At 68.7% G+C, this 23,290-nt stretch carries 19 protein-coding genes and 1 riboswitch; of the genes, 8 read left to right on the top strand and 11 right to left on the bottom strand.

Features of this window, described 5'->3' with window-relative positions:
• Positions 1-128: 128 nt before the first annotated feature.
• From ID554_RS00450 to ID554_RS00430, 5 genes are all read right to left on the bottom strand, one after another.
• Positions 129-416: a hypothetical protein gene (locus ID554_RS00450; RefSeq protein ID WP_147333558.1), complete on the bottom strand. Its 288-nt coding sequence runs from the start codon at positions 414-416 to the stop codon at positions 129-131.
• 556 nt (positions 417-972) lie between these two features.
• Positions 973-1,833 carry a TrmH family RNA methyltransferase gene (locus ID554_RS00445; RefSeq protein ID WP_117230290.1) on the bottom strand — a complete coding sequence of 287 codons (861 nt, stop codon included), beginning with the start codon at positions 1,831-1,833 and terminating at the stop codon, positions 973-975.
• A 68-nt stretch (positions 1,834-1,901) separates the two neighbouring features.
• Complete coding sequence (locus tag ID554_RS00440; RefSeq protein WP_117230291.1) at positions 1,902-2,735, bottom strand: phytanoyl-CoA dioxygenase family protein; 834 nt, start codon at positions 2,733-2,735, stop codon at positions 1,902-1,904.
• 218 nt (positions 2,736-2,953) lie between these two features.
• A complete protein-coding gene (locus tag ID554_RS00435) occupies positions 2,954-3,871 on the bottom strand; it encodes an IS5 family transposase (protein WP_191088674.1) in 918 nt (305 codons plus the stop codon).
• 113 nt (positions 3,872-3,984) lie between these two features.
• Positions 3,985-4,365: a GNAT family N-acetyltransferase gene (locus ID554_RS00430; protein ID WP_199489324.1), complete on the bottom strand. Its 381-nt coding sequence runs from the start codon at positions 4,363-4,365 to the stop codon at positions 3,985-3,987.
• Between the two features lie 724 nt (positions 4,366-5,089).
• On the opposite strand from ID554_RS00430, the gene ID554_RS00425 reads away from it, so the two are divergent.
• The 4 genes from ID554_RS00425 (at position 5,090) to ID554_RS00410 (ending at position 11,224) form a co-directional block, all read left to right on the top strand.
• On the top strand, positions 5,090-6,868 hold the full coding sequence (locus ID554_RS00425) for a reverse transcriptase/maturase family protein (RefSeq protein ID WP_191088689.1): 1,779 nt from the start codon (positions 5,090-5,092) through the stop codon (positions 6,866-6,868).
• Positions 6,869-7,442: 574 nt separating this feature from the next.
• Entirely contained in the window at positions 7,443-8,078 is a 636-nt protein-coding gene (locus tag ID554_RS00420) for a reverse transcriptase domain-containing protein (RefSeq protein WP_191088688.1), read from the top strand.
• Between the two features lie 78 nt (positions 8,079-8,156).
• On the top strand, positions 8,157-9,857 hold the full coding sequence (locus ID554_RS00415; protein WP_117231419.1) for an IS1634 family transposase: 1,701 nt from the start codon (positions 8,157-8,159) through the stop codon (positions 9,855-9,857).
• A gap of 146 nt (positions 9,858-10,003) precedes the next feature.
• Positions 10,004-11,224, top strand: coding sequence for a reverse transcriptase/maturase family protein (locus tag ID554_RS00410; RefSeq protein ID WP_191088848.1), 1,221 nt, complete (start codon positions 10,004-10,006; stop codon positions 11,222-11,224).
• A 184-nt stretch (positions 11,225-11,408) separates the two neighbouring features.
• Here the strand turns inward: ID554_RS00410 and ID554_RS00405 are convergent, their stop codons facing one another.
• From ID554_RS00405 to ID554_RS00385, 5 genes are all read right to left on the bottom strand, one after another.
• Positions 11,409-12,455: an NAD-dependent epimerase/dehydratase family protein gene (locus ID554_RS00405; protein WP_117230745.1), complete on the bottom strand. Its 1,047-nt coding sequence runs from the start codon at positions 12,453-12,455 to the stop codon at positions 11,409-11,411.
• A complete protein-coding gene (locus ID554_RS00400) occupies positions 12,452-14,938 on the bottom strand; it encodes an alpha/beta fold hydrolase (protein WP_199489291.1) in 2,487 nt (828 codons plus the stop codon). The genes ID554_RS00405 and ID554_RS00400 overlap by 4 nt, the downstream gene beginning before the upstream one ends.
• A gap of 86 nt (positions 14,939-15,024) precedes the next feature.
• Positions 15,025-16,140 (bottom strand): 3-oxoacyl-ACP synthase III, encoded by a 1,116-nt coding sequence (locus ID554_RS00395; protein WP_199489290.1) that lies wholly within the window; start codon positions 16,138-16,140, stop codon positions 15,025-15,027.
• Between the two features lie 594 nt (positions 16,141-16,734).
• Positions 16,735-17,970, bottom strand: a complete 1,236-nt coding sequence (locus ID554_RS00390; protein ID WP_117230743.1) for an MFS transporter — start codon at positions 17,968-17,970, stop codon at positions 16,735-16,737.
• 134 nt (positions 17,971-18,104) lie between these two features.
• On the bottom strand, positions 18,105-18,641 hold the full coding sequence (locus ID554_RS00385) for an alpha/beta hydrolase (RefSeq protein ID WP_117230742.1): 537 nt from the start codon (positions 18,639-18,641) through the stop codon (positions 18,105-18,107).
• Between the two features lie 320 nt (positions 18,642-18,961).
• A riboswitch (cobalamin riboswitch) is annotated at positions 18,962-19,154 on the top strand.
• A gap of 31 nt (positions 19,155-19,185) precedes the next feature.
• Between ID554_RS00385 and ID554_RS00380 the strand changes: the two genes are divergently transcribed.
• From ID554_RS00380 to ID554_RS00365, 4 genes are read left to right on the top strand one after another with little or no spacing between them, the layout of a single operon-like run.
• Positions 19,186-20,169, top strand: coding sequence for an ABC transporter substrate-binding protein (locus ID554_RS00380; protein ID WP_117230741.1), 984 nt, complete (start codon positions 19,186-19,188; stop codon positions 20,167-20,169).
• 56 nt (positions 20,170-20,225) lie between these two features.
• A complete protein-coding gene (locus ID554_RS00375; protein ID WP_117230740.1) occupies positions 20,226-21,230 on the top strand; it encodes an iron chelate uptake ABC transporter family permease subunit in 1,005 nt (334 codons plus the stop codon).
• Positions 21,230-21,991 (top strand): ABC transporter ATP-binding protein, encoded by a 762-nt coding sequence (locus ID554_RS00370; RefSeq protein WP_117230739.1) that lies wholly within the window; start codon positions 21,230-21,232, stop codon positions 21,989-21,991. Before ID554_RS00375 ends, ID554_RS00370 begins: the two co-directional genes overlap by 1 nt.
• The gene (locus ID554_RS00365) at positions 21,988-22,710 is read left to right on the top strand and encodes a (2Fe-2S) ferredoxin domain-containing protein (protein ID WP_117230738.1); all 723 of its coding nucleotides are present in this window, start codon (positions 21,988-21,990) and stop codon (positions 22,708-22,710) included. The genes ID554_RS00370 and ID554_RS00365 overlap by 4 nt, the downstream gene beginning before the upstream one ends.
• On the opposite strand, the gene ID554_RS00360 is transcribed toward ID554_RS00365, so the two are convergent.
• Positions 22,694-23,290, bottom strand: coding sequence for a carboxymuconolactone decarboxylase family protein (locus tag ID554_RS00360; protein WP_117230737.1), 597 nt, complete (start codon positions 23,288-23,290; stop codon positions 22,694-22,696). The two genes, ID554_RS00365 and ID554_RS00360, sit on opposite strands and share 17 nt — an antisense overlap.

Genomic DNA, 23,290 nt, shown 5'->3' with positions numbered 1-23,290 from the left:
CCGGGGTGCCCGGTCGGGCACCCCGGCCTGTCGACGCCGACCCGCACGTGGCGATCAGGACATCCGTGATCGTGGGCCGGGGCCGGGACCCGGCTCTCTGTTCGACGGAAACGGCGACGCCGGGATCGCTAGTCCTGCCAGATGTTGAGGGCCCAGGCGAGGACGTACCAGACGCAGACGTACTCGCGACCGGAGGCGACTCCGGCGATGTGGCAGGTGATCGGGTCGGGGAAGACGCCTTGGAGTAGCCAGGCACCCGCAGCGGCCTGCGTGACCGGCGCGGCACTCACCGCCGCGTTGACGGCGGGAACGGGGGCGGCGTGGGCGGCCCCGGCCGTCGTGCCCAGGCCACTGGCCACCAGGGTGACCACCAGGGTCGTCCGGACCAGTCGTTGACGCAGTGATTGTTTGCGCATCGGGCTCTCCTCCCACGTGCCCAGGCCGCATGTCCGGCCGTGGGCATCTGTCGATGAACGATGCGCTAATGCTGCGCCGAGAACGGGCTCAAGTCGTCGGCCCACGACCTGACCGCCGCGTACACCAGGCGGGTGAGTCCGGCCGCCCGCGTCCCCCGGCAGGTGGACCCGACACCCCGGATGCGCCACCGAATCCCCGCGTTGCGGTCACTTGGCGTACCGGTGGTCGCCATCGCCTTCGGCGGGGACGTCGAAGGGTCTGTCATCCGAACGGTGTGACTTCTCTGCATTCTATCGATGATGTTGTGTGTTTTACCTGCGGGTCACAGTGCGTTTCCCCTTGTGGACATGGCATGCAGCAGGAGTCGAAGGAGGCCCGCCACTCGGCAAGGATGGAGGTGCGCCCCCGCCGTGTTGATCAAGAGGTTTGCGTCAGGATTCCGCCCGCCCCTGACGCAAACTTCTTGATCAACCGGGTCCCGCGCCCGTCGCACGGGGCCGGAGCGGCCGCTACCGGCGATCTGCGCGTATGGCGCGGCCGCCTGCGATCATTGCCCTACCTCCGGGCCGCGGTGGCCCGCTGGCGTGCCGATTCATACAGCACGACAGTCGCGGCGGTCGCCGCGTTGAGGGAGCTGGCGGACCCGAACATGGGGATCCGGACGAGCTGGTCGCATGCTTCGCGCCAGCCGGAGCTGAGGCCGGTGGTCTCGTTGCCGATCAACGCCAGGGTGGGTTGTGTGAAGTCGTACTCGGCGGCGTCCAGGATGCCGCGCTCATCGGTTCCCATGATGACCATGCCGATGCCGTCGGCGCGGACGTCAGCGACCCAGGAGAGAACGGCCTGGTGGGAGGGCACCCGGACCACGGGCAAGGCGAACAGCGAGCCGGTGCTCGCCCGGACCGCCTTCGGGTCGTACACGTCGGCGGCGTGGCCCGTGACGATGACGCCGCTGGCGCCGAAGGCGTCCGCCGACCGAACGAGGGTCCCGATGTTGCCGGGGCTGGTGGGCCGATCGAACACGACGGTGAGCATGGTCGGACCGATCGGGATACGGCGCAGGTCGTCTTCCGCCAGCGCGACCACGGCCAGCAGCTCGGGAACCGTGTTCGCCTTGCCTCCCAGTTCGTGCATCAGGTCATGCGAGACGGCGAACTTCTCGGCCCGGACCGTGTCCAGGGCCTCGCGTGCCCAGCCGGACAGCGGAGCGCTGGTGTCGTAGAGCAGCTCCCGGATCTGCCAGCCGTGTGCGATCGCCATGGTGATCGGGCGCACGCCCTGCACGAGGAACTCGCCACGTCGCTGCCGCTTGGTCCGATTGCCGAGGAGAGCTTTCCACTGCTGGAACCGCGCATTGTGCGCACTTACTCGCAGAACCACTGCCCACCCCGCCTCCGACGCACTTAGCCCGCCCATGCCCTGCCTGCCACTCTTCACCGGCCTCTGGCTCCCCGAGGTTTCCGACAGGACCGTCGGCCAGGCGCTCAGGAACGGACGGTTCCACTCTCCACAGCGCTGCGGTCGATGCCGTCCCCGTCCGGACCGAGGGCATCCTGTCCAAGACCCCGACGGATCGCGATCTCTACGGGGGAGTATGCGCCATCGGCCCGCTCCAGTTCGTACGGCGCGGCTGGCATCAGCGGCGGTTGGGCCATGAAGCGAGGCCGCGTTCCGTGGTGCGGTTGCGCCGCGTGCACCAGGAACGGGTGGCACAGGAAAACGTCGCCCGGAGATCCGGTGGCGAGGGCGATCGGCCGGTGATCGGACGCCGCCACCAGGTCGGGCGCAAGGGCCAGTCCGCTCGCTCCGTCATCCCCGTACTTCTCCAGCACTTTCGGCACGTCGAGGTGGGAGCCGACCCGGATCCGGGTCGGGGCGTCCTGCTCACCGACCTCACTGAACAGGAACAGCATCAGCAGTGCCCGGCCGTGGGAGCGCACATTGGTGAAGTACCAGCTCTCGCCCTCCGGCAGATAGCTGCCCTCGATGTGCCAGCCCGCGTCGTCCGGCTCCTCATCGTGCGGGAAGCGCCGCGGGAACGTGCCCAGCGAGTAGCGCGGCTCCCAGCGTCCCGCGCCGACGAGCAGGTCGTACGCGTGATGGAGGAACGGGGAATTGGGAGCGGCGGCGAACGGCCCCTGCGCCAGGCCGGGCACCCAGTGCACGGGCTGCGTCCACGTCGCTGGATCGTCCGGGTCACAGCCCGCCTCCCGCCACAGCAGCCGCGCGCAGTCCGCTGCCACGCGCGGCGCGACGGCGCCCTCCAGCTTGACGAAGCCGTCGCGAAGAAAACGGGATACCAGGGTCGTGTCATCCATACCCCCATCGTGCGGCGGCGCCGGTCCCGATCACCCGACACTTTCCGCGCCGCTCTTGTCGGGTGCCCACCGGTGCGCTGCGACCACGGTTGACGACAGCCGAGGCGATCCGGACCGCCGGCAGGGGGCGAACCCGCCGTGGTTGTCGACGGGGTAGCCCTCGACCGCTGGTGCGCCGTGTTCGCGGGCGAAGTCGACGGCGCCGGCTAGGTCGTGTGTCATAAGTGCCGTTCGAGGCGCCGGAGCCAGTTGTCGATCATGCTGATGGTGGCGGTGGCTTCGTAGCGCACTGCGAGTTTGTCGTAGCGGGTGGCCACGGCACGGTGCTGTTTGAGCAGGCTGATGCCGCACTCCACGGCGTGACGCTGCCGGTATGCGCTGGGGTCGAAGGCGGGTGGCCGGCCACCCGCCGAGCCCTTCTTACGGCGGTTCGCGGCCTGGTCGGCCTTGACCGGGATGACACAGCCGATACCACGGCGCCGCAGGTAGCCGCGGTTGGCCTTGCTGCTGTACGCCTTGTCCGCCAGGACCCGCTGCGGCCGACACCGGGGCCGGCCGACACCGAGACGAGGCACCCGGATGCGGTCCAGCACAGTGGTGAACTGCGGGCTGTCGCCGCGCTGCCCACCGGTGATGACGAACGCCAGCACCATGCGGCCCTGCTCGCAGGCCAGGTGCAGCTTGGTCGTCAGACCGCCCCGGGACCGGCCCAGCGCGTGATCCGCCGGCTCGGCGGCGCTGCTGCCGCCCGGCGGCTCGACCTGCGTGTGACTGCCCCGGCGGGCGCCGGCGGCGTGCTGATGCGCCCGCACGATCGTGGAGTCCACACTCACGTCCCAGGAGATCAACCCGAGCGCGTCGGCCCTACCCTGCAACCCGGCCAGGATCCCCGCCCACACCCCCGCCCGCTGCCAGCGCCGGTACAGCCCGTACACCGTGCGCCAGTGCCCGTAGCAGTCCGGCACGTCCCGCCACGGCGCACCCGTACGGACCCGCCACCTGATCCCGTCAATGAGCTGCCGCTTGCTCCACTTCGGCGGCCGACCCGGCTTCTTCCGCCCGGGCAGCAACGGCTCCAGCACCGCCCACTGCGCGTCGGTCAGGTCGTGCCGCCTCGTCACCACTACGCTGGCCACGAGGTCTCCGTGCAGATGGTTGTCTTGGTCGATAACCCATCTACCGGAGACCTCACCGCATATCGATCACCGACACACCCAGCCGATCACCTCACAGCCAGGGCCACGAGCACTTATGACACACGGCCTAGCAGGTGGTGGACGATGCCCTGCTTGCGGTGGCCCGGCCGGACCCGGAAGCACCACACGCTCCACACATCGAGGTCGTCGACGTGCGGGATGCGCTTGTTGGTGGCGAAGCTGGTGTCGGCTCGCGGATGCACCGCGGCCCAACCGACGACCTCGTCACCGTGGTAGGCGAGCACCCCGGGAGGGGGATCCATGCCGACAAGTTCGCGTACCCGGTCGCCGCGCATCGGCCCGCGCAGCTGCTGGTTGGCTTTCGCGCCGATGCGGTAGCTCAGGCACCAGCACACGTTCGCGTCCGGCCGTTTCGGGCCGACGAGGGCCGCGACATCCTCGAACACGGTAGCGGGACGTACCTCGATCTCCATGACATCCACCCTGCCACCGCCCACCGACACTGCACTCCGAACCCGGCAGGCACCACCGACGCCACCGCCCACGCGACGGCTGCTCCTCCGATACCGACGCGTCCGGTGCGCTGCGTCGTCTGCTGGCCGAACTGGGGACTGATCGACCCGGCCCGCATCGCGGGCGCCCGCCGGGCGATCGAGGAGCGCTTGTGCGCCACGAGGCGCCTTGTCGCATCCCCAACACAGTTGGGAGGAACTCGGGAGGAGGTTTCTGGGTCTGAATGGCTTACCCGCAGCCGAAAGGTGGGCGGGGACAAGAGCATGCCAGGAAACCAGCGGCCGGGCCCAGACGTCAGGGGCGGTGCGCTGGGAGACCCGCGTGATATGGCGAAAGCTGAATTGCCTGAAGCCCAATCTCCAGTCGATGCAACTTCCCATCCATCGGAAAGACGTTTGAAACCGGTGACGTGTTCTGCCGCGGTGATGAAGCATAACCGCGGCAACTTCCGGAACGCGAAGCGATGCCCAGCGAGGGTATTTAAGGAGATGAGTGGGCCGCCTAAGTCATGCTCGGACGTGCGGCAAGGACGAACGTGGGATCGCCTAAGGGACGCGAGTCCTAGGGCGACGCAGGTCCCGTAGTAGTCGCAGGATTCGCGCCCTGCCAAGGAGGACGGGAAAGCCGTCCGCACGGGCGAAGGGGACCAGGTGATCGGATACCAAAGGTCGGGAGGTATGCGAAATGCAGAACGCCGAAACGGTACTGGGTGTCCTCCGTGAGCGCGGCAGGAAGGGTCTGCCGCTGACGGAATTGTATCGACAGTTGTTCAACCCGCAGTTGTATCTGATGGCCTACGGACGCATCTACGCCAACCACGGCGCGATGACTGCCGGGGTCACGCAGGAAACCGTGGACGGAATGTCTTTGGGGAAGATCGGTCGCATCATCGATGCGATGCGCCACGAACGCTACCGATTCAGCCCGGCGAGACGGGTATACATCCCGAAGAAGAACGGCAAATTGCGCCCGCTCGGCATGCCGACCTGGTCGGACAAGCTGGTGGGTGAGGTGGTCCGGCTGCTGTTGGAGTCGTACTACGAGCCGTCGTTCTCTGACCGGTCCCACGGATTCCGTCCCCGCCGGGGATGTCACACCGCGCTACGCGAAGTGGCGAACACCTGGCCGGGGACGGCCTGGTTCATCGAAGGTGACATCTCCGACTGCTTCGGGTCGCTCGACCATCAGGTCATGCTCGACACGCTGGCGGGGAAGATCCACGACAACCGCTTCCTGAGGCTGCTGCGCAACATGCTGCAAGCCGGATACCTGGAGGATTGGACCTGGAACGCCACGCTCAGCGGCGCGCCGCAGGGCGGAGTGGCGTCCCCGATCCTGTCCAACATCTATCTGCACCGGCTGGACCGCTACGTCGAGACCGTTCTGATTCCGCACTACACCCGAGGGGAACGGCGGGCCCGAAATCCGGCCTACCTCCAGGTGGCCAACGAATTGGCCAAGGCTCGCAGACGAGGCGATCGCACCCAAGCCAGGGCGCTACGCAAAGTGATGCTGGCCCTGCCCAGTTCGGACCCGAACGACCCGGGCTATCGCCGGCTGCGCTATATCCGCTACGCCGACGATCATTTGCTCGGGTTCGCCGGACCTAAGGCCGAAGCCGAGGAAATAAAACAGCAGCTGACCCAGTTCTTGCGTGACGATCTCAAGCTCGAACTGAACCACGCCAAAACGCTGATCACCCACGCCCGCACCGGCATGGCGAAATTCCTCGGCTACGAAATCACCGTCCAGCACAACGACCGCAAACTAACCCGAGGCCGTCGCAACACCAATGGTCAAGTGGCTTTGCGGGTGCCCCGGTCGGTGGTTCAAGCCAAAATTGCCCGATATCTCCAGCGCGGCCAACCCGCGCGCCGGACCCCGATCATGAACCGCGACGACTACAGCATCGTCGCGACCTACGGGGCCGAATATCGCGGCATCGTCCAGTACTACCTGCTCGCCAGCAATATCAGGCGACTTCACCGGCTGCGATGGGTCATGCTCTCCTCGCTGCTACGGACTCTGGCCTCCAAGCACCACTCGACGCCGACGAGAATGGCTCGCAAGCATCAAGCCAAAATCGTGACGCCGAATGGGCCACGAGTCTGTTTCGAGGCGACCCTGCACCGCGAGGGCAGGAAACCACTGGTCGCCAGGTTCGGCGGCATTCCCCTCCAGCGGCAGAAAACGGCGGTCATCGACGACCGTCAGCCGGACGGGCTGCATCAACCCCGCAAGGAGCTGATCACCCGCCTACTCAAACGGCGCTGCGAGCTCTGCGACCAAACCGGACACATGAATGCGCACCACGTCCGCAGCCTCGCCGATCTCGGCCCACCCGGACCCGCCCAACCCGCATGGGCAGCCATCATGGCCCGACGCAAACGCAAAGCCCTTGTCGTCTGCGACGCCTGCCACGACCACATCCACGCGAGACAACCCGACACGCTCACGGCATAGATCACTGGAGAGCCGGATGCGGGGAAACTCGCACGTCCGGTGTGCGCCGTGAGGCGCTTCGTTGTATCCCCCGCGCAGCGGGGAGGAACTGGAGGGAGGTTCCTGGGTCTGCCGGCTTACCTGGACGCGAAAGCGCGAGGGGACAAGAGCATGCCGGAAGCGTGACGGTTGTCTGGAGGCGTCCAGGGTGACGCGTCACGGGACCCGCCTGATATGGCCAAGGCTGGATTGCTTGAAGCCCAATCCCCAGCGATGAATGTGCGCATCCATCGGAACGACGCTTGAAACCGATGCCGCGTCGTGCGTCGGCATGAACCCGGAGGTCGATGCAACCTCCACGGCGTGGGGCACCGCTCAACGAGGGCGGGTGAGGGGATGAGTGGGCGGCCTACGTCGGGCTCGACACGTATGACGAAGACGTACCACGGGATCGCCTACGGGACGCGAGTCCTACGGCGACGGAGTGCCCGTAGTAGTCGCGGGAGTCACGACCCGCCAGGGAGGCCGGGAAAGCCGGACCGCAGGGCGAAGGGGCACAGGTGATCACGACGTCCAGCGATGGGAGGTACGCGTGATGCGGAACGCCGCAACGGTGCTGGGCGTCATCCGGGAACGCGGCAGGCGTGGCCTGCCGATCGAGAGGCTGTATCGGCAACTGTTCAATCCGCAGTTGTTCCTGCTGGCCTACGGGCGCATCTACGCCAACAAGGGGTCGATGACGCCCGGAGTCACGCCGGAGACCGTGGACGGCATGTCCCTGGCCAAGATCGAAGCGATCATCGACGTGCTACGTCGTGAGCGCTACCGATGGCGGCCGGTCAAGCGGGTGCACATCCCGAAGAGCAACGGGAGATCGCGCCCGCTGGGCCTGCCGACGTGGTCGGACAAACTGGTCGCTGAGGTGGTGCGTCTGCTGTTGGAGGCGTACTACGACGTCCAGTTCTCCGACCGGTCCCACGGTTTCCGTCCGGGCCGGGGCTGCCACACCGCGTTGAGTGAGGTGGTCGAGGTCTGGAAGGGAACGCACTGGTTCATCGAGGGCGACATCTCCGACTGCTTCGGGTCTCTTGATCACCAGGTCATGGGCTCGACTCTTGCGGAGAAGATCCATGACCTGCGTTCCGCAGCTCAGCGTCGATATAGTCGGCGTCGCGGTGTGAAGGTGCAGTTCAGGGCGTTGCGGCCTGGCGGGAACGGCGAAAACGCCTAGTGACACGCCTGCCTGTGGATAACTTTGTTGAGCTGCTGATCTGTTGCTGGTCTCATAGTCGGTGTACGGTCGTGCCTCGTGTACGTGAAAGCGTCGACCCGCAAGACCCGCGACGGGCAGACGATCCGCTACCTGCAACTGGCTCACAACGAGTGGGACCCGGCCGCGAAGGCGTCCAAGACCCGGGTGTTGTACTCGTTCGGCCGCGAAGACCAGCTCGACGTGGCCGGTATCCGCCGCTTGGTCGACGCGTTGTCGCGGTTGCTCGCCCCGGCCGACGCCCTGGCCGCGGCCGCGCCGGCCGGCCTGTCGTTTGTGGAGTCCCGTTCGCTGGGCGGGGCGTGGCTGCTCGACGGGTTGTGGCGCCGGCTGCGCATCGACACCGTCCTGCGGCCGCTGGTCGGCTCGTCCCGCCGGGAGGTCGACGTCGAACGGGTGCTGTTCGCGCTGGTCGCCAACCGGGCCCTGGCCCCGTCGAGCAAGCTGGCCGCCGCCGACTGGGTCTGCCAGGACGTGTACCTGCCCGACCTGCCGCACGTCACCGACGACACCTGCTACCGGGCGATGGACCAGTTGATCGAGGTCGAGCCCGCGTTGACCCGCGGGGTCTACGACCAGATCGCCGACCTGCTCAACCTTGAGGTCGACCTGTTGTTCTTCGACACCACCAGCACCTACTTCGAACTCGATGAGGCCGACGAACCGCTGTGGCGTGACCAGCAGGGCCGGGTCGTGGCCGAGGACGATCCGGCGGCGGTCAAGCAGGCAGGGTTCCGCACCCATGGCAAGAGCAAGGACTCCCGCGACGACCTGCCCCAGGTCGTGGTCGGGATGGCCGTCACCCGCACCGGCATTCCCGTGCGGGTGTGGTGCTGGCCCGGCAACACCAGCGACTCCGCCCTGATCCGGCAGGTCAAGACCGACATGCGCGAGTGGAGCCTGGCTCGCGTCGTCTGGGTCGCCGACCGCGGCTTCGCCTCCGCCGAGAACCGCCGCTTCCTGCAACAGGGCGGCGGGCACTACATCCTGGGTGAGAAGCTGCGTGCCGGCACCAGCGAAGCCGACGCTGCGCTCGCCCGGCAGGGCCGCTACGCCACCGTCGCGGAGAACCTGCAGGTCAAGGAAGTCAACATCGACACCGACGACCGGTTCGTCATCTGCTACAACCCCGAGGCCGCCGACCGGGACGCCGCTGTCCGCCAACGGCTGATCGCCCAGCTCACGGACCTGATCGACGACACCGACCGGCTGCCGGCCACCAAACGCGCCGAGCTACGCGGCGTGATCTCCACCAAGCCCGGCCTGAACCGGTTCCTGCGCGTCACCCCCAAGGGCCTGCTGCGCCTCGACCAGGCCAAGGTCAAGGCCGAACAGCGCCTGGACGGCAAGTACCTGCTGCGCTGCTCCGACCCGACACTGTCGGCCGAGGACATCGCCCTGGGCTACAAGCAGCTCCTCGAAGTCGAACGCGGCTGGCGCGACATGAAGACCACCCTCGACCTGCGCCCGGTGTTCCACCGCCGCGAGGACCGCATCCGCGCTCACATCCTGCTCTGCTGGCTGGCCCTGCTGCTGATCCGGGTCGCCGAGACCGAGACCGGCCGCACCTGGACCGCGATCCGCACCGAGATCGACCGGCTGCACCTGGGCGTGTTCACCGGCCCCGCCGGCACGTTCGCCCAGCGCACCGAGCTGTCCCAACCCCAGAAGGCCCTGCTCACCAAGCTGAAGATCGCCGAGCCGCCCCGGATCTTCGACGCCACACCCGCAACCGCCTGACCTGCGACAACACAGCCGCCTAGTGACACGCCCCGTCACCGGGCCCACCGCTGTTTGCCCAGCTCACAGCCCAGATCCGCCGCCTATATCGACGCCGAGCTGCGGAACGCAGGCATGACGGCCGGTTCCTGCGGCTGGTGTCCAACATGCTCACGGCCGGGTACCTGCAGGACTGGCGATGGCACGCCACGCTCAGCGGTGCGCCGCAGGGCGGGGTGGCGTCACCGGTCCTGTCGAACATCTACCTGGACCGGTTGGACCGGTTCCTCGAGCAGACCCTGCTGCCTGAATACCATCAAGGCGTCCGGCGTCGGCGCCACCGCGCCTACCAAGTCGTCGTCGACCAGATCGCGAAGGCCAAACGCCACGGTGACCGTGCTGCGGTCCGGCTGCTCACGCAGCGCCGCCGCCGGATACCGAGCCAGGACCCCAACGATCCGGGCTATCGACGACTTCGGTATGTGCGCTACGCCGACGACTGGCTGCTGGGGTTCGCCGGACCGCGGCACGAAGCCGAACAGATCAAGACGCGGATCGCGACGTTCCTGCGCGAGGAACTCAAGCTGGAACTCTCGCCATCCAAGACGTTGATCACCCACGCCACCAGCCAGGCGGCGCGGTTCCTCGGCTACGAGGTCAAGACGCAACACTCGGACACGAAGATCACCCGGGGCCGCCGAGCGGCCAACGGGGCAATCGGACTGTTCGTGCCCCGCGACGTCATCAGGCAGCGATGCGCGAACTACCTGCGCGAAGGCAAACCCGCTCAACGCGGTGCGCTGCTTCACGACGACGACTTCACCATCGTCGCGAAGTACCAGGCCGAGTACCGGGGCCTGGTCCAGTACTACCTCCTCGCCCAGGACGTGTTGCGCCTGGACACCCTGCGCTGGGTCATGGAGACCTCCATGCTCAAGACCCTCGCAGGCAAACACCGGTCCACCGTCACGAAGATGGCCCGCAAGTACAAGACGGTCATCGGCACCCCTGACGGGCCACGGACCTGTTTCCAGGTCACCGTCCCCCGGGACCGGGGCAGGAAACCACTGGTCGCCCGCTTCGGTGGAATACCACTACGCCGCCAACGCGCAGCGGTCCTGACCGACACGTCACCGATCATGGCCAGCGCCAAACGCAACGAACTGATCCACCGGCTGCTGGCCGGACGCTGCGAGCTCTGCGAGTCCACCGACAGGTTGGAAGTCCATCACCTGCGGAAACTCGCCGACCTCAACCGCCGCGATCGACCCGACAAACCCGCATGGGTGCACCTCATGGCCAAACGCCGCCGCAAGACCCTCGTGATCTGCCGGAACTGCCACGAGGACATCCATGCCGGTCGGACACGCACATCCACCCGGAACTGACCACTGGAGAGCCGTGTGTCAGGGAAACCGACCAGCACGGTTCGGGAAGAGGCCGACGGAAAAGGACCCACACCACGGGCACCTCGCCGGCGGCCCACTTCACTCGGCGGGAGGCCGCGCGGAAAAGGACCCTCATAGGGCACCTCGCTGCGCGGCCCACCCAACCCAATGCAGTGCCAGGTCGTCAACCGCCGTCATCGTCCCGGCCAAAGGGGCGATGACGCCCCAGGTCCTGCTGGTGGCCACGAGGGCGGGAACCTTGCCGGTACGCCGCAGCCAGCCGAACGAACCCTTCATCAAGCGTCACCTGCGGTGACCAGCGCAGTGCCTCTCGGGTCCGGCGTTGGTCGAACCAGTGTGCGGTGGACAACTGCTCGGCCAGAAACCGGGTCATGGGCGGTTCTTCGGTGCGCCGAAGCGCCGACCATAGCCGCTCCACTGCGGTGCCGCCGGCCTTTGCCGCAGCCACCGGCACCCGAAGTCTCGGGGGCGCCGACTCGGCGGCGAAACAGATACGCTCGATGAGTTCGTATACCGTCCGTGGCTCGCCGTTGGTGACGACAAAGGCCTGCCCGTGTACGCCCGCCTCGGGCGCCCGGTCGAGCGCGGCGACGAGGGCGTCGGCGGCGTTATCGACGTACGTCGTGTCGATCAGGGCGGTTCCCTGGCCGACCAGTGCCAGCCGGCCGGCCTGGGCCCGCTCGACGATTCGGCCCACCAACTGGGTGTCACCCGGTCCCCAGACCAGGTGGGGGCGGATCGCCACCACGGCGAAGTCGGGCGAGTCGGCGGCCAGTGCGAGCAATTCCGCCGAGGCCTTGCTGCGAGCGTAGTGTCCCCGGGCCCGATCCGGGTCAGCTGCGCCGGCTTCGGCGCCGACCAGGCCGGTGCCATGATGAGCGACCGACGGCGAGGACACGTGCACGAATCGCGTCACGCCGGCTGCCCGGGCGGCGGCGAGCAGGGTGGCCGTACCACCGATGTTGATGTGCTCGAACTGTCGCCACGGTCCGGTCATCGATACTTTCGCGGCCAGGTGGACCACGGCGTCGACGCCCTCCGTGGCCGCACGTACGACTCTCGGATCGGTAATGTCGCCTCGGTGCTCGTCGACCCCGACCAGGCCGCTGGGGCGACGTTGCAGGACGCGGACCTCGTCGCCGCGCATCCGCAAAGCTGTGGCAGCGGCGCTGCCGAGCATGCTGCTGGCACCGGTGACCAGGATTCTCACAGTCCGCTGACCCTCCCGCCTGCGAGCACTCGTTCCGCCCAGCGACGTAGCCGGGTACGGTCGATCTTCGAGTTGTGGCGGATGTCAGTGGGCAGGGACGGGACCACCAACACGGCCGCGACCGGCGGCACGGCCGCGGCACGTACCGCGTCGGCCAGTTCCCGGCTTGCCAGTCGGGCATGGCGGGTCCCGGGCAGGGTCTCGGCGATGACCACGACCTTCGCCACACCGGGCGGTCCCACGCCGACCACTGCGGCCCGCGCGATCTGCGGCACCGATTCGACCTGCTGCTCGATCCCGACCGGGCTGAGCACGCCGTCGGAGGTGAGCAGGATATGGGCCAGCCGACCCTGCACCCACAGCCGGCCTTCGGGATCCAGGTAGCCCACGTCGCCGGTGCGGTGCCATCCGGGATTGCGGGAGCTGGCCCGCTCGGTCAGCCAGAGCCCATCGTAACGATCCTTCACATGCCCGGCCCTGACCACGATTTCGCCGGTCAGCCCAGGAGCGCAACCGGGTTGCTCGGAAGGCGTGCCGGTCGAGTCCAGGGCCGCGATCGCCACCTGAATGCCGGGCAACGGCCGGCCGACGCAGACTCCGTCGCCTGGCTCGGCATCGACGATCTCGTCGAGGGTGATGTCGGTGACCGGAAGGACCTCGGTCATCCCGTAGGGGGTGTGCGGCTGTGCCTTGGGCATCAAGGCTCGCGTCTGTGTGAGCAGCGCGGCGGGCACCGGCGCGCCCGCGCTCAGCAGCAATGTGACTTCCTCCAACGCGGCGCGCTGGCGATCGTCCACCACGTCGCGGGTGTCGACCACGTTGCGTAGCGCGGCCGGTGAGGCGAACACCGCCGAAGCGTCGACTGCGGCTACCGCTTCGGCGAGAGCGGCGGCGGTCAACGTCCGTGGGGCGGTGACCCTCATGTCCGGGATCGCCGACGGGGCGCCGAGAGCCGGTCCGAATAGTGCGAATGGCGCGAAAGCCGCCACGATTCCGGCGTCGGCGTTCACTCCGAGGCCGAACAGCGCGTCACGCATCGCGGCGAGTTGACGATGGGTGTAGACCACACCCTTCGCCGGTCCGGTAGAACCGGAAGTGAACAGTACGGCCGCGTCGTCGTCCGGGTCTGGCGCGGCCGGAAGGTCCAGGACGTCGGCGCCGAGGCGGGCGAGCTTGCCCAGGGTGAGCGCGCCCAACACGGCGGCGCCAGGTCCGGCCCCGATGGGCTTTCCGGGCCAGCGCAGGGCCCGGGCGACGGCGAGTCCGCGACCGACGGCGACGAGGTACGAGGGGTCGGCGCTGCGTAGTGCTCGGCTCATGCCGTCAAGTCCCAGCCCTGGATCGACCACCACGATCACCGCACCGATGCGGAGGCACGCGTAGACGGCGGCGGTCAGATCGGCGCCGGGCGGTACGAGCAGTGCCACCCGATCGCCGCGACGCACTCCGGAGGCGGACAACCCGGCCCCGATCTCCCGAATTCGTTGCCACAGCAAGGACCAGCTGATCTGCCGGCCGTTGTTCGCCAGCTCGACCAGAGCGACCGACCGGTCCTCGGCACGCTCTGCCAATGCCGCCCACAGCGGACGCCACGGCACCGCCGGTTCCGGCGTCGCAATCGGCTCGGCGGGCCGGCGGTCCAGGTCGACCAGCCACTGCGCGACCGCACCGGCGACATCAGCGTCCTCGGTGAGCAGGTGACCCGCGCCTTCGAACCGGTGCACCTGCGCATGCGGCAGCCGGTTCCGCAGGTCTCGCAGGTGCACCTCGCCGAAGACCGGGTCGCGTGGCCCCCACAGCAGCAGTGTCGGTATCCCCGCCAGCGTGTGCAGACGCTGCGCGACCTCTTGCAGCGCCTGCCAGCTCGGGTGGTCGGGACCGAGCGGGATGTCCGCGACGAAGCCGCCGATCGCCGCCCGTCGGTCCGCACCGTGGTACGGAGCGAGATAGCCCTCTCGGACAGGCTTCGACAGCCACGGGTTCGCCAATGCGAGGGTGGCCTGCAGGAACGTCGGCGTCCGCACGGTCACTGCCGGCAACACGCCGGGCAGTCGGGCCAGGCGGATCAGTGCGGGCGCCGGCGACCCACTCGGCTGGTGCACCGCAGTGTTGGTCAGCACGACACCACGTAGCTGATCACGGTGACGCAGCGCCCAACCCAATGAGATGGACCCGCCCCAGTCGTGCCCGACGGTGACGACCGGCCCGGTTATGCCGAGCGCGCCGGTGACCGTGGTGAGGTCGTCGATCCGCTGCGCCAACCCGCGTACGGTGCCAGTTCGCTCTGAGAACCCCATGTCCAGATGGTCCACGGCGACCACCCGCCACGGCGGAGCGTCAGCCCGTCCGAACCGGGCCAGCAGGTGCCGCCACAGGTACGACCAGGTGGGATTGCCGTGTACGCACAGCAGCGTTCCCGCAGGTTGGATCGCGCTGTCCGAGTCCGTACCGGCGGTGTCCAGGACATGCCAGGTGCGCTGCACGCCCTGACTGTCCGTCGCAGTGACCCACCGGGACCAGGCACTGTCCAGACCGGGTGACCCGAGCGGCGGCACTGCCTGTCGACGGCTCACCACACGACCTCCAGGGCGCACGTGTTCAGGCCGGAGCCGACCCCCATGCACAGCACCCGGTCACCGGAGTGGAGCGATCCAGCGTGGTGGGCCAGGGTCATCGGTAGCGACGCCGGGCCGACGTTTCCCCACAGCGGGAACGTCTCCGGGACCCTCCGAGGGTCCAGGCCGAGCCGCCTGACGACGCTGCGCGTGTGGGCCGCCGAGACCTGATGCATGACGTAGAGGTCCATGTTCTGCCAATCCCACGACCCGGCATGCGCCCAGGTCGCCTCCGCGAGGCCCACACCCGCGTCGAGTAGCCCCTTCGCGTCGGTGCGCATCCGCGTGTTGTCCCCGACGCACAGCTCGTGATGTTGGGTGGCCGCCCTGCTCACACCGCCGATCAGCCGGTGCTCCTGGTGATGGCTGCCTGCGGCGGCCAACACCATCGCGGCCGCGCCTGAACCGAGGGTCAACGTGGCGAACTGCTCCCGGACGTCGTCGCGGGTGGAGTCGGCCCTACGTAACCGCTCGATCGTCGTCTGTTGAGCCGCGCGGGAACTCTCGCCCGCCACGATCAGCGCGTACCGGATCTGTCCGGCGTCGATCATGTTGGCAGCGACCTGGATCCCGTTGACGAACCCGAGGCAGGCGTTGGCGATGTCGAAGTTCAAGGCCGACGGCGGCAGGTCCAGAGCGTGGTGGATCGCGACCGCCGTCGACGGCTCCAGATACGCGCGGGACACCGACGTGTTGATCAACAGGCCGACGTCACGCGCGTCGACACCCGCCTCCGACAGCGCCTTGGCCCCGGCCGTCGCCGCCGCGTCGGCGAATCCAAAGCCCTCCGGCCACCAGCGCCGCTCCTGAACTCCGGCGATCCGCTGAAGCATCCCCGGGCGCATTCTCAGCCGCCGGAAGGTCTCGCTCAGATGTTCATCGAACTGATCAGAGGTGACGATGACCGGCGCCTCCAGAGCTGTCACTGACAGTATCGCCGTGTTCGCGTAGCGATACTCAGCGTTGCCATGCGTCATCCAGCCTCCGCCCGTCGCCCACCCTGAGGGCTCGAAGTTATCCACTCGGTCACCCTCCCACCAACGGTCAACCGGCATCGCGGTGAACGTCACTCACCCGCGCACACCATCGACATGACGCGGTCCGCCAGTTCACCCACGAGTGGCGACTTTGACCCGCAGTTGCACATTTTGCGCGCCGGTCGGAGGGTACGGGCCTTCAGCGGGCGCAGCGCCTGAACCGCCTCGTTCTCAAATCAGATCCAGTTGGCGGAGCAGGCTGGACACGCCCGGCCGGACGTGACCCTCAACGCAGGACGGGCACGGCGATTGCTGCCACGAGCACGAGTGTCGGTGCCGCAGCGGCGGTACCGAGCACGATCGCAGAGTGGATCCGACTTCTCGTCAGGAGCCGCCGGAGCAGGATCACACCAACCAGCAGAGTCCCGAGAAGTTCCGGCGTGCTGCAGAGGCGTGGGAGTCGCGGGCGCAGTGTCGGCAGCGTCGGGGGCAGGGGGTCTGCGGCGAGGCGGTGGCCTGGCCGCTGGTGTGCAGGATCGTAGTGACGGTCTGTTCGAAGGTGCTGGCTTCGCTGATCACGGTTTCGGCGATCTGCTCGATGTCGCGCGGCGGCGGTATGGGCGGACCTGGCGGGAGTGGCGGACTGCTCGCGGGTCGGGGGATTGATACATTCGCCCGAGCCAGTCGTCATCCCTGGACCGACTCGAACAGAGGCGGGATCGTGCGGGGGGCAGTGAGGATGAATTCGGCAGCGTCGGACCGTCGGTGACGCAACTCGGCCGGTAGCATGGCCAGTGCGATCAGGGCGCCGAGCAGGCCCGTCGCGGCGAAGCCCCAGGCCGGTGCGGAGGCATCGATTGCCGCCCCGGCCAGCGGGGTGCCGAGGGCCACTCCGACCACCATCGCCGAGCCGTGCAGGCCCATCGCCTCACCCCGTACGCTCGCCGGTGCCAGCCGGCTCACCGCGTCGGCAGTAGCGGCGATGGTCGGGGCGGTGAGCGCCCCGGACGGCAGCAGCACGAGGGCCAGGAGCCACCATTCGCCGCTGCCCAGACCGACCGGAATGGTGACGATTCCGAGTAGTAGGGCAAGGATCAGCGATGGCACGGGGCGAGATAGCGTGCCGTAGGTGAAGCCGCCGACCAGCGAGTATGAGGCCCAGAGCGCCAGGACCACGCCGGTCCATTCAACCTGATCGGCGTCACGCAACACTGCCACCACCGCTACTTCGGTGCCGGCGATCACCAGTGTGCCGGCCGCACCACCGGCGAGCAGCCCGATCAACCGTGGGGTCAGCCACTCCCTGCGGGGCAGCGGCTGCGCCGGCGTCGTCACCTCGTCTTGGGCTTGGGTCGGCGGATTGAGCACCAGCAGGGTGAGTCCGGCCAGCACTATGCCGCCGCCGACGGCGTACATGGTCAGGGTGGGCGAGACACTGGTGGAGAGGGCCACCGCCGCCGCTGGTCCGATCATGAAGCTGAGTTCGACCGACATGGAGTCCAGCGCGTAGGCATGGCGCCGTCGGGTCGGCGGGACCAGCGCGGCGATCGACTGGCGGACCACGGAGAATACCGGGAGGGTGAGCAACCCACCGACGAGCGCGGCGCCGAGAAGCACCGGGTAGGGCAGAACCGGCGCCGTGCCCCAGAACAGCGCCGAGGCCGCTGTGGTCAGCAGCAGCATCGGCCGTAGGCCCCGCCGGTCGACCAGCCGGCCGAGCAGCGGTGCGCCGAGCGCCGAACCGACCGTCATCGCGGCCCCTACCAGTCCGGCGGCGAAGAATCCGCGACCCAGATCGAGTACGTACAGCGTCATCGCCACCGCCGTGGCAGCCACCGGGACCCGGGCGAGGATCGCGACCAGCAGCAGGGGCCGTAACCCCGGAAGCGCGAGGGTGTCCCGGTAGGGCTTCACATTCAACATGACCCATGCCTTCCAGGCTGAGCAGCTAAATCGATCGACGAAAATTGATCGAATGCGTGGAGTGGCGGGTCCGTGAAAGCCTGATTCCGCTCTTGCCGTCGATGTGAACCGGCGCGGTTCTGTGTTGTGGTGCGTCAGGGGATGAGCTGGTCGAGCAGTTCGAACCGCTCGTACGGCTGGTTGTAGTCGCCGAAGTGCCCGTCGTCGCGGACGATCTGGGTGCCGCCGAGCCGCTCGAACATGGCGCGTCCCTGTCGGTCGTCGCAGCCGTACGGATCCTTCCGGGAGTTGATGAAGTAGATGTCTCGCACATGCGACCGGATCGCGGCCCAGTCGTAGCCCTGTTGGAGGACCGGTTCCTCCTCCGTGTTGGGCCGGGTGCAGTAGCCGGCAACCAGGATTGCCTGAGCGACGGTTACGTCCACATGCTCCAGAAGCGCGAGCAGGAGGGCCGCGCCGCCGGAATGGCCCACGAGGACCGTGTCCTCGTCGAAGCCGTGCCCGTTCAGCACCTTCGGCAGGAACGTAGCGATCGGCTCGACGTTGATGCCCGGGTAATGCGGCACCTCGACGGCGTATCCCCGGGCCGCGAGCCGCCCTGCCAGCCAGGGATACCAGCATATGTCCGGGCTGCCGCCGGTCCCGTGGAAGATGATCGCTCTGCGTTCCACCCTGTCTCCTTGGGCCTCGACGCTTGATCAAACCATGTGATCCGCACGAGCGGGCTCGCGGCGTGCCGACGCAAGCGCGGCGGAGTCGAGTCACCCTCAGGTGCCACGAATCGTGGGCGGTTGGCTGGGGTGCCGACTTGGTGCCCGCTGATTGGGCGCGCACATCTGCCGCGATCAGCGCGCTGAGGTGTCGCACATCGGGTGGCCACAGCGTTCACCGAACTCGCCCGAGCGATCTGACCGGCGCCCCCGCCGCAGCTCACCACGCCCAGCCGACCTGATCCACGGATCGAGGCTTAGACCATGAGATAGGCCACGGTGACGGTGCTGCCTGCTTTGGTTAGGGTGACCTCGCCGTGGTGTTTGGGAAGCCGGTGTGAGACCGGTGCGGCCCTCGCCACTGTGATCGGGATGCTGGAGGCCACCGCAAGGTCACTGGGCGTATGCCTGGGAAGGCCGGTCGCCGGCGCACCACCCGTCAGTCAGGAGACCGGCCACGGCACCTGTACGACCCGTCCACGAGGTGCTGGAAGGTGGTCCCGCTATGCGGTTCCTTACGTCCTGGCGCGTTGCCGCGCCGCTCTCCGTCGTGCTCGCCCTGGTCGGTGGCTGCGCCGCGTCCGGCGACAGCGAGCCGGCTGCCACAGCGTCCGCCGCCGGGCCTGTCGCATTCACCAACTGTGGCACATCGGTCACGGTCCCGAGCCCTCCGGCGCGGGCGGTGACGATGAACCAGTCCGCCACCGAGATCATGCTGGCGCTCGGCCTGGAGGACCGGATGGCCGGCACCGCCTACCTCGACGACGAGGTGCTGCCCGAGTACGCCGCCGCGTACGCGAAGGTGCCGGTACTGGCCGAGGAGTACCCGTCGAAGGAGAAGTTGCTCGAACTGGCGCCCGACTTCGTCTACGGCTCATTCTCGAGCGCGTTCGGTGACGAGGGGGCTGGTGACCGCGCCGATTGGCAGAAGCTCGGCGTGGGCACGTACATCTCCGCCGCTGGTTGTCCGAAGGAGACGCGGCCGGCGAAGCTGGCGATCGACGACGTGTTCGCCGAGATCCGTGAGATCGCCGCGATCTTCGGCGTCGCGGATCGGGCCGAGACGCTGATCGCCGGCCAGAAGCAGCGCATCGTGGACGTGTCGGCGGGCGCGAAGGGTACGGGGGTGCTGTGGTGGGACAACGGTACCGACGCGCCGAGTGCCGGTGCCTGCTGTGGCAGCCCGGCCATGATCATGTCTGCCGCCGGGGTCACCAACATCTTCGACGACCTGACCGGCAATTGGGCCGACACCAACTGGGAGACCGTCGTCGAGCGCAATCCGGACGTCATCGTGCTCATCGACGCGAGCTGGGACACCGCCGCCGCCAAGCAGGCATTCCTTGAGAAGCACCCGGCGCTCAAGGACCTGCCCGCCGTCAAGGGCAAGCGGTACGTCACCCTGCCCTTCTCCTCCACCTCGGCCGGCGTGCGGAACGTACTCGCGGTGGAGGCACTGGCGCGGGGTGTCGGCGGGGTGAGCAGCTGACCACCGTCACCACCCGGCCGGCGCAGACCCCGGCGAGCCCGGTCCGGGCGGTGCGCATGGTGGCCGCGGTAGTCGTACTCGCGGGCGGCCTGGTGTTGTCGGTGGCTGCGGCCGTGACGGTGGGGCCGGCAGACCTGTCGCTGGGCACCGTGTGGCTGGTCATCACCGGCCATCTCGGCCTGACCAGTGCCGACGTGCCGCTGCTGCGCGACCACATCGTGTGGGAACTGCGGCTGCCGAGGGTGCTGGGCGCCGCGCTGGTCGGGGCCGGCCTCGCCGCCTGTGGGGCGGTCATGCAGACCGTCACCCGCAACCCGCTCGCCGACCCGTACCTGCTGGGTGTCTCCTCCGGAGCGTCGCTGGGGGCCGTCGCCGTCCTGGTCCTGGGACTCGGCGCGGGTGCCGCGGCGCTCACCGGAGGCGCGTTCGTGGGGGCGCTCGCCGCGTTCGCCGTCGTGGTCGCCGCCGCCGGCCGGCGAGCGGTCCTGCGACCGACCCGGGTGGTGCTGGCCGGCGTCGCCGTCGCGCAACTGTGCGCCGCGCTGACGACGTTCGTGATCATCTGGGCGGCCCACCCGCACGCGACCCAGAGCATCACCTTCTGGCTGTCCGGCTCCCTCGCCCGCGTCGACTGGACCGCACTCGGGTGGGCGACGCCGCTACTCGCGGCGGGGTTCGCCGTGATCCTCCGGTGTGCTCGCGCGCTCAACGCGTTCGCGTTCGGCGAGGAGGCCGCCGCCGCCCTCGGCGTGGACGTCGGGCGTGTCCGGTGGCTGCTGCTGGTCACCACGGCGCTGCTGACCGCCGTGCTGGTCTCGATAAGCGGCGCGATCGGTTTCGTCGGGCTGATACTGCCGCACGCCGTGCGGCGGTTCACCGGCCCCGACCACCGGCGGCTGCTACCGGTCGTCGTCCTCGCCGGAGCGATCTTCCTGATCTGGGTGGACACCGCGGCCAGGACCCTGTTCGAACCCCGCGAGCTACCGGTGGGCGTCCTGACCGCCCTGATCGGGGTGCCCGCGTTCGTGCTACTGCTGCGCCGAGGGGACAGGAACACCTGATGCTGGACATCCGCGATGTCTCGTGGTCGGTGCCCGCCGCTCGGCTCCTCGACGGAGTGACCTGCTCGGCGCCGCGCGGCACCCTGGTCGGACTGCTCGGCCCCAACGGGTCCGGCAAAACCACTCTGCTGCGGGTCGTCGCCGGGTTGATCGCCCCCGGATCCGGGACCGTGACCGTCGCCGGCGACGACGTGGCCGGACTACCGCGTGCCACCGCGGCGCGGCGGATTGCCCTGCTCGCCCAGTACGCCGAGACCGACCTCGACCTGACCGCCCTCGACGTGGTGTTGCTCGGCCGCACCCCGCACCGCCGCTCCCGCTGGTCGGACACCGACACCGACCGGGCAGCCGCCGCCGACGCTCTCGACCGCGTCGACATGACCGGGTACGCCCACCGTCGCTGGCAGACGCTCTCCGGCGGGGAACGCCAACGGGTCCAGCTCGCCCGAGCCCTGGCCCAGGAACCGCAACTGCTCCTGCTCGACGAGCCCACCAACCACCTCGACATCGGCCACCAGCTCCAACTGCTGGGCCTGGTCCGCCGCAGCGCCGTCACCACTCTCGCCGCACTGCACGACCTCAACCTGGCCGCGATGTTCTGCGACCTCGTGGTGGTGCTGCACCACGGCCGGGTCGTCACCTCCGGACCGCCTGCCGACGTGCTGACGCCCGCGCTGCTCGCCGACGTGTACGCCGTGGACGCCGACGTCACCGTGCACGACGGACGCCCGGTCATCACCTACCGGGCACCGGCAGCATGAACGTCCTGCTCGTCTCGCGCGGGGCAACCCACCACGGCGGCCACGACGCGATCCACCGCCTCGCCGCGGCAGTCGCCGAGGCCACGTCCGTACCGGTGCGAGCCTGTTTCCTCGACGGCGCCGAGCCGTCCCTGCACGCCGCCCTCGACGCCGCACCGGAGCATGCCGAAGTCCTGCTCGTGGCCACGCACCTACCGCCCGACCGGTACCTCGACACCTGGCTCCGCCGCGCGGTCGCCCACTGGCGCACCACCCGGGACCGGCAGGTACGAGTCCTCCTCGCCCCGCCGCTGGCGACACAGCCCGCGCTGGTCACGGCAGTCAGCGACGCCATCACCGGCGCACACACCACGCTCGACGGCAACCCCGGACCGTTCCGCAGCCCGGCCTGGTCACAGATCACCCGACACCGTCGACACGTGCTGGTGTGCCGTGGGCCGCGCTGCACCGCGTACGGGGCCAATCAGGTTGTCGCCACCCTCGGCAACCGCCTGAAGGAGCACGGCCTCGGCGACGACGACGTCCTGGTCACCGCGACCGGCTGCCTGTTCCCCTGCAACCTCGGCCCGCTCGTCGTCGTGTATCCCGACGACACCTGGTACGAACACGTCGACGCGGGCCTCGCCGTCCGCATCGCCGACGTGCACCTGCGTGACGGCACGCCGATCGACGGCAGACGCCATCACCGTGGCGACACCGCCGTCAATCCCGAGCCGTAGTAGGTTCCGGCGGGTGGCCGAAGCGTCGTACGACTGCGGGCGGCAGCCCACCGCCGTCGACCGTGTCCAGGTCGGCGAGCATCGTGTAGTAGCCGACGAGGCAGATGACGGTGGCCAGGCCCGCCCGGCCCAGGGTCTCCCGGGCCGGCTCGGTGTCGAAAGGCGTGCCGGTGACCAGGCATCGGGTCACCCGCAGGGCTGCCCGGGCCGCCGCTGTCACACCGACGGGTGTCTCGCCCTGCCCGACGGCGTGGACCACGTCGGCGGGCACGCCGAGCGATGCGGCGACCGCCGCGTGGGCGTACCACTCGTACTCGTTCCGCTTCGCCGCGGCCACGGCGAGGATGACCAGTTCGCGGACGGCCGGGTCGACGCCGGTCGTGTACCGCAGCGTCGCGCCGAGTCGCTGCAGGGCCATGCCGGCCTCGGGGTTGGCGAGCATCGCGTGGAAGGGGCCGTAGAGGCCACCGTCCGGCGCGACCATCTCGAACAAGCGTGGTCCCTTGCTGCGCCGGCCCTCGGTGAGAGCGCGGTAGACCTCGTCCTGGGCCGATGTCAGCGTGGTCCGGTCGAACTCCAC

Origin of the sequence: Micromonospora craniellae, assembly GCF_014764405.1 — a bacterium.
Lineage (GTDB): Bacteria > Actinomycetota > Actinomycetes > Mycobacteriales > Micromonosporaceae > Micromonospora > Micromonospora craniellae.
This window is presented reverse-complemented; position numbering and strand designations above follow the sequence as displayed.

What these genes read in the sequence shown, in the direction of transcription:
- ID554_RS00450 (WP_147333558.1), bottom strand. Translation starts at nt 416, where the DNA reads ATGCGCAAACAATCACTGCGTCAACGACTGGTCCGGACGACCCTGGTG.
- ID554_RS00445 (WP_117230290.1), bottom strand. Translation starts at nt 1,833, where the DNA reads ATGGGCGGGCTAAGTGCGTCGGAGGCGGGGTGGGCAGTGGTTCTGCGA.
- ID554_RS00440 (WP_117230291.1), bottom strand. Translation starts at nt 2,735, where the DNA reads ATGGATGACACGACCCTGGTATCCCGTTTTCTTCGCGACGGCTTCGTC.
- ID554_RS00430 (WP_199489324.1), bottom strand. Translation starts at nt 4,365, where the DNA reads ATGGAGATCGAGGTACGTCCCGCTACCGTGTTCGAGGATGTCGCGGCC.
- ID554_RS00425 (WP_191088689.1), top strand. Translation starts at nt 5,090, where the DNA reads ATGCAGAACGCCGAAACGGTACTGGGTGTCCTCCGTGAGCGCGGCAGG.
- ID554_RS00420 (WP_191088688.1), top strand. Translation starts at nt 7,443, where the DNA reads ATGCGGAACGCCGCAACGGTGCTGGGCGTCATCCGGGAACGCGGCAGG.
- ID554_RS00410 (WP_191088848.1), top strand. Translation starts at nt 10,004, where the DNA reads ATGCTCACGGCCGGGTACCTGCAGGACTGGCGATGGCACGCCACGCTC.
- ID554_RS00390 (WP_117230743.1), bottom strand. Translation starts at nt 17,970, where the DNA reads ATGTTGAATGTGAAGCCCTACCGGGACACCCTCGCGCTTCCGGGGTTA.
- ID554_RS00380 (WP_117230741.1), top strand. Translation starts at nt 19,186, where the DNA reads ATGCGGTTCCTTACGTCCTGGCGCGTTGCCGCGCCGCTCTCCGTCGTG.
- ID554_RS00375 (WP_117230740.1), top strand. Translation starts at nt 20,226, where the DNA reads ATGGTGGCCGCGGTAGTCGTACTCGCGGGCGGCCTGGTGTTGTCGGTG.
- ID554_RS00370 (WP_117230739.1), top strand. Translation starts at nt 21,230, where the DNA reads ATGCTGGACATCCGCGATGTCTCGTGGTCGGTGCCCGCCGCTCGGCTC.
- ID554_RS00365 (WP_117230738.1), top strand. Translation starts at nt 21,988, where the DNA reads ATGAACGTCCTGCTCGTCTCGCGCGGGGCAACCCACCACGGCGGCCAC.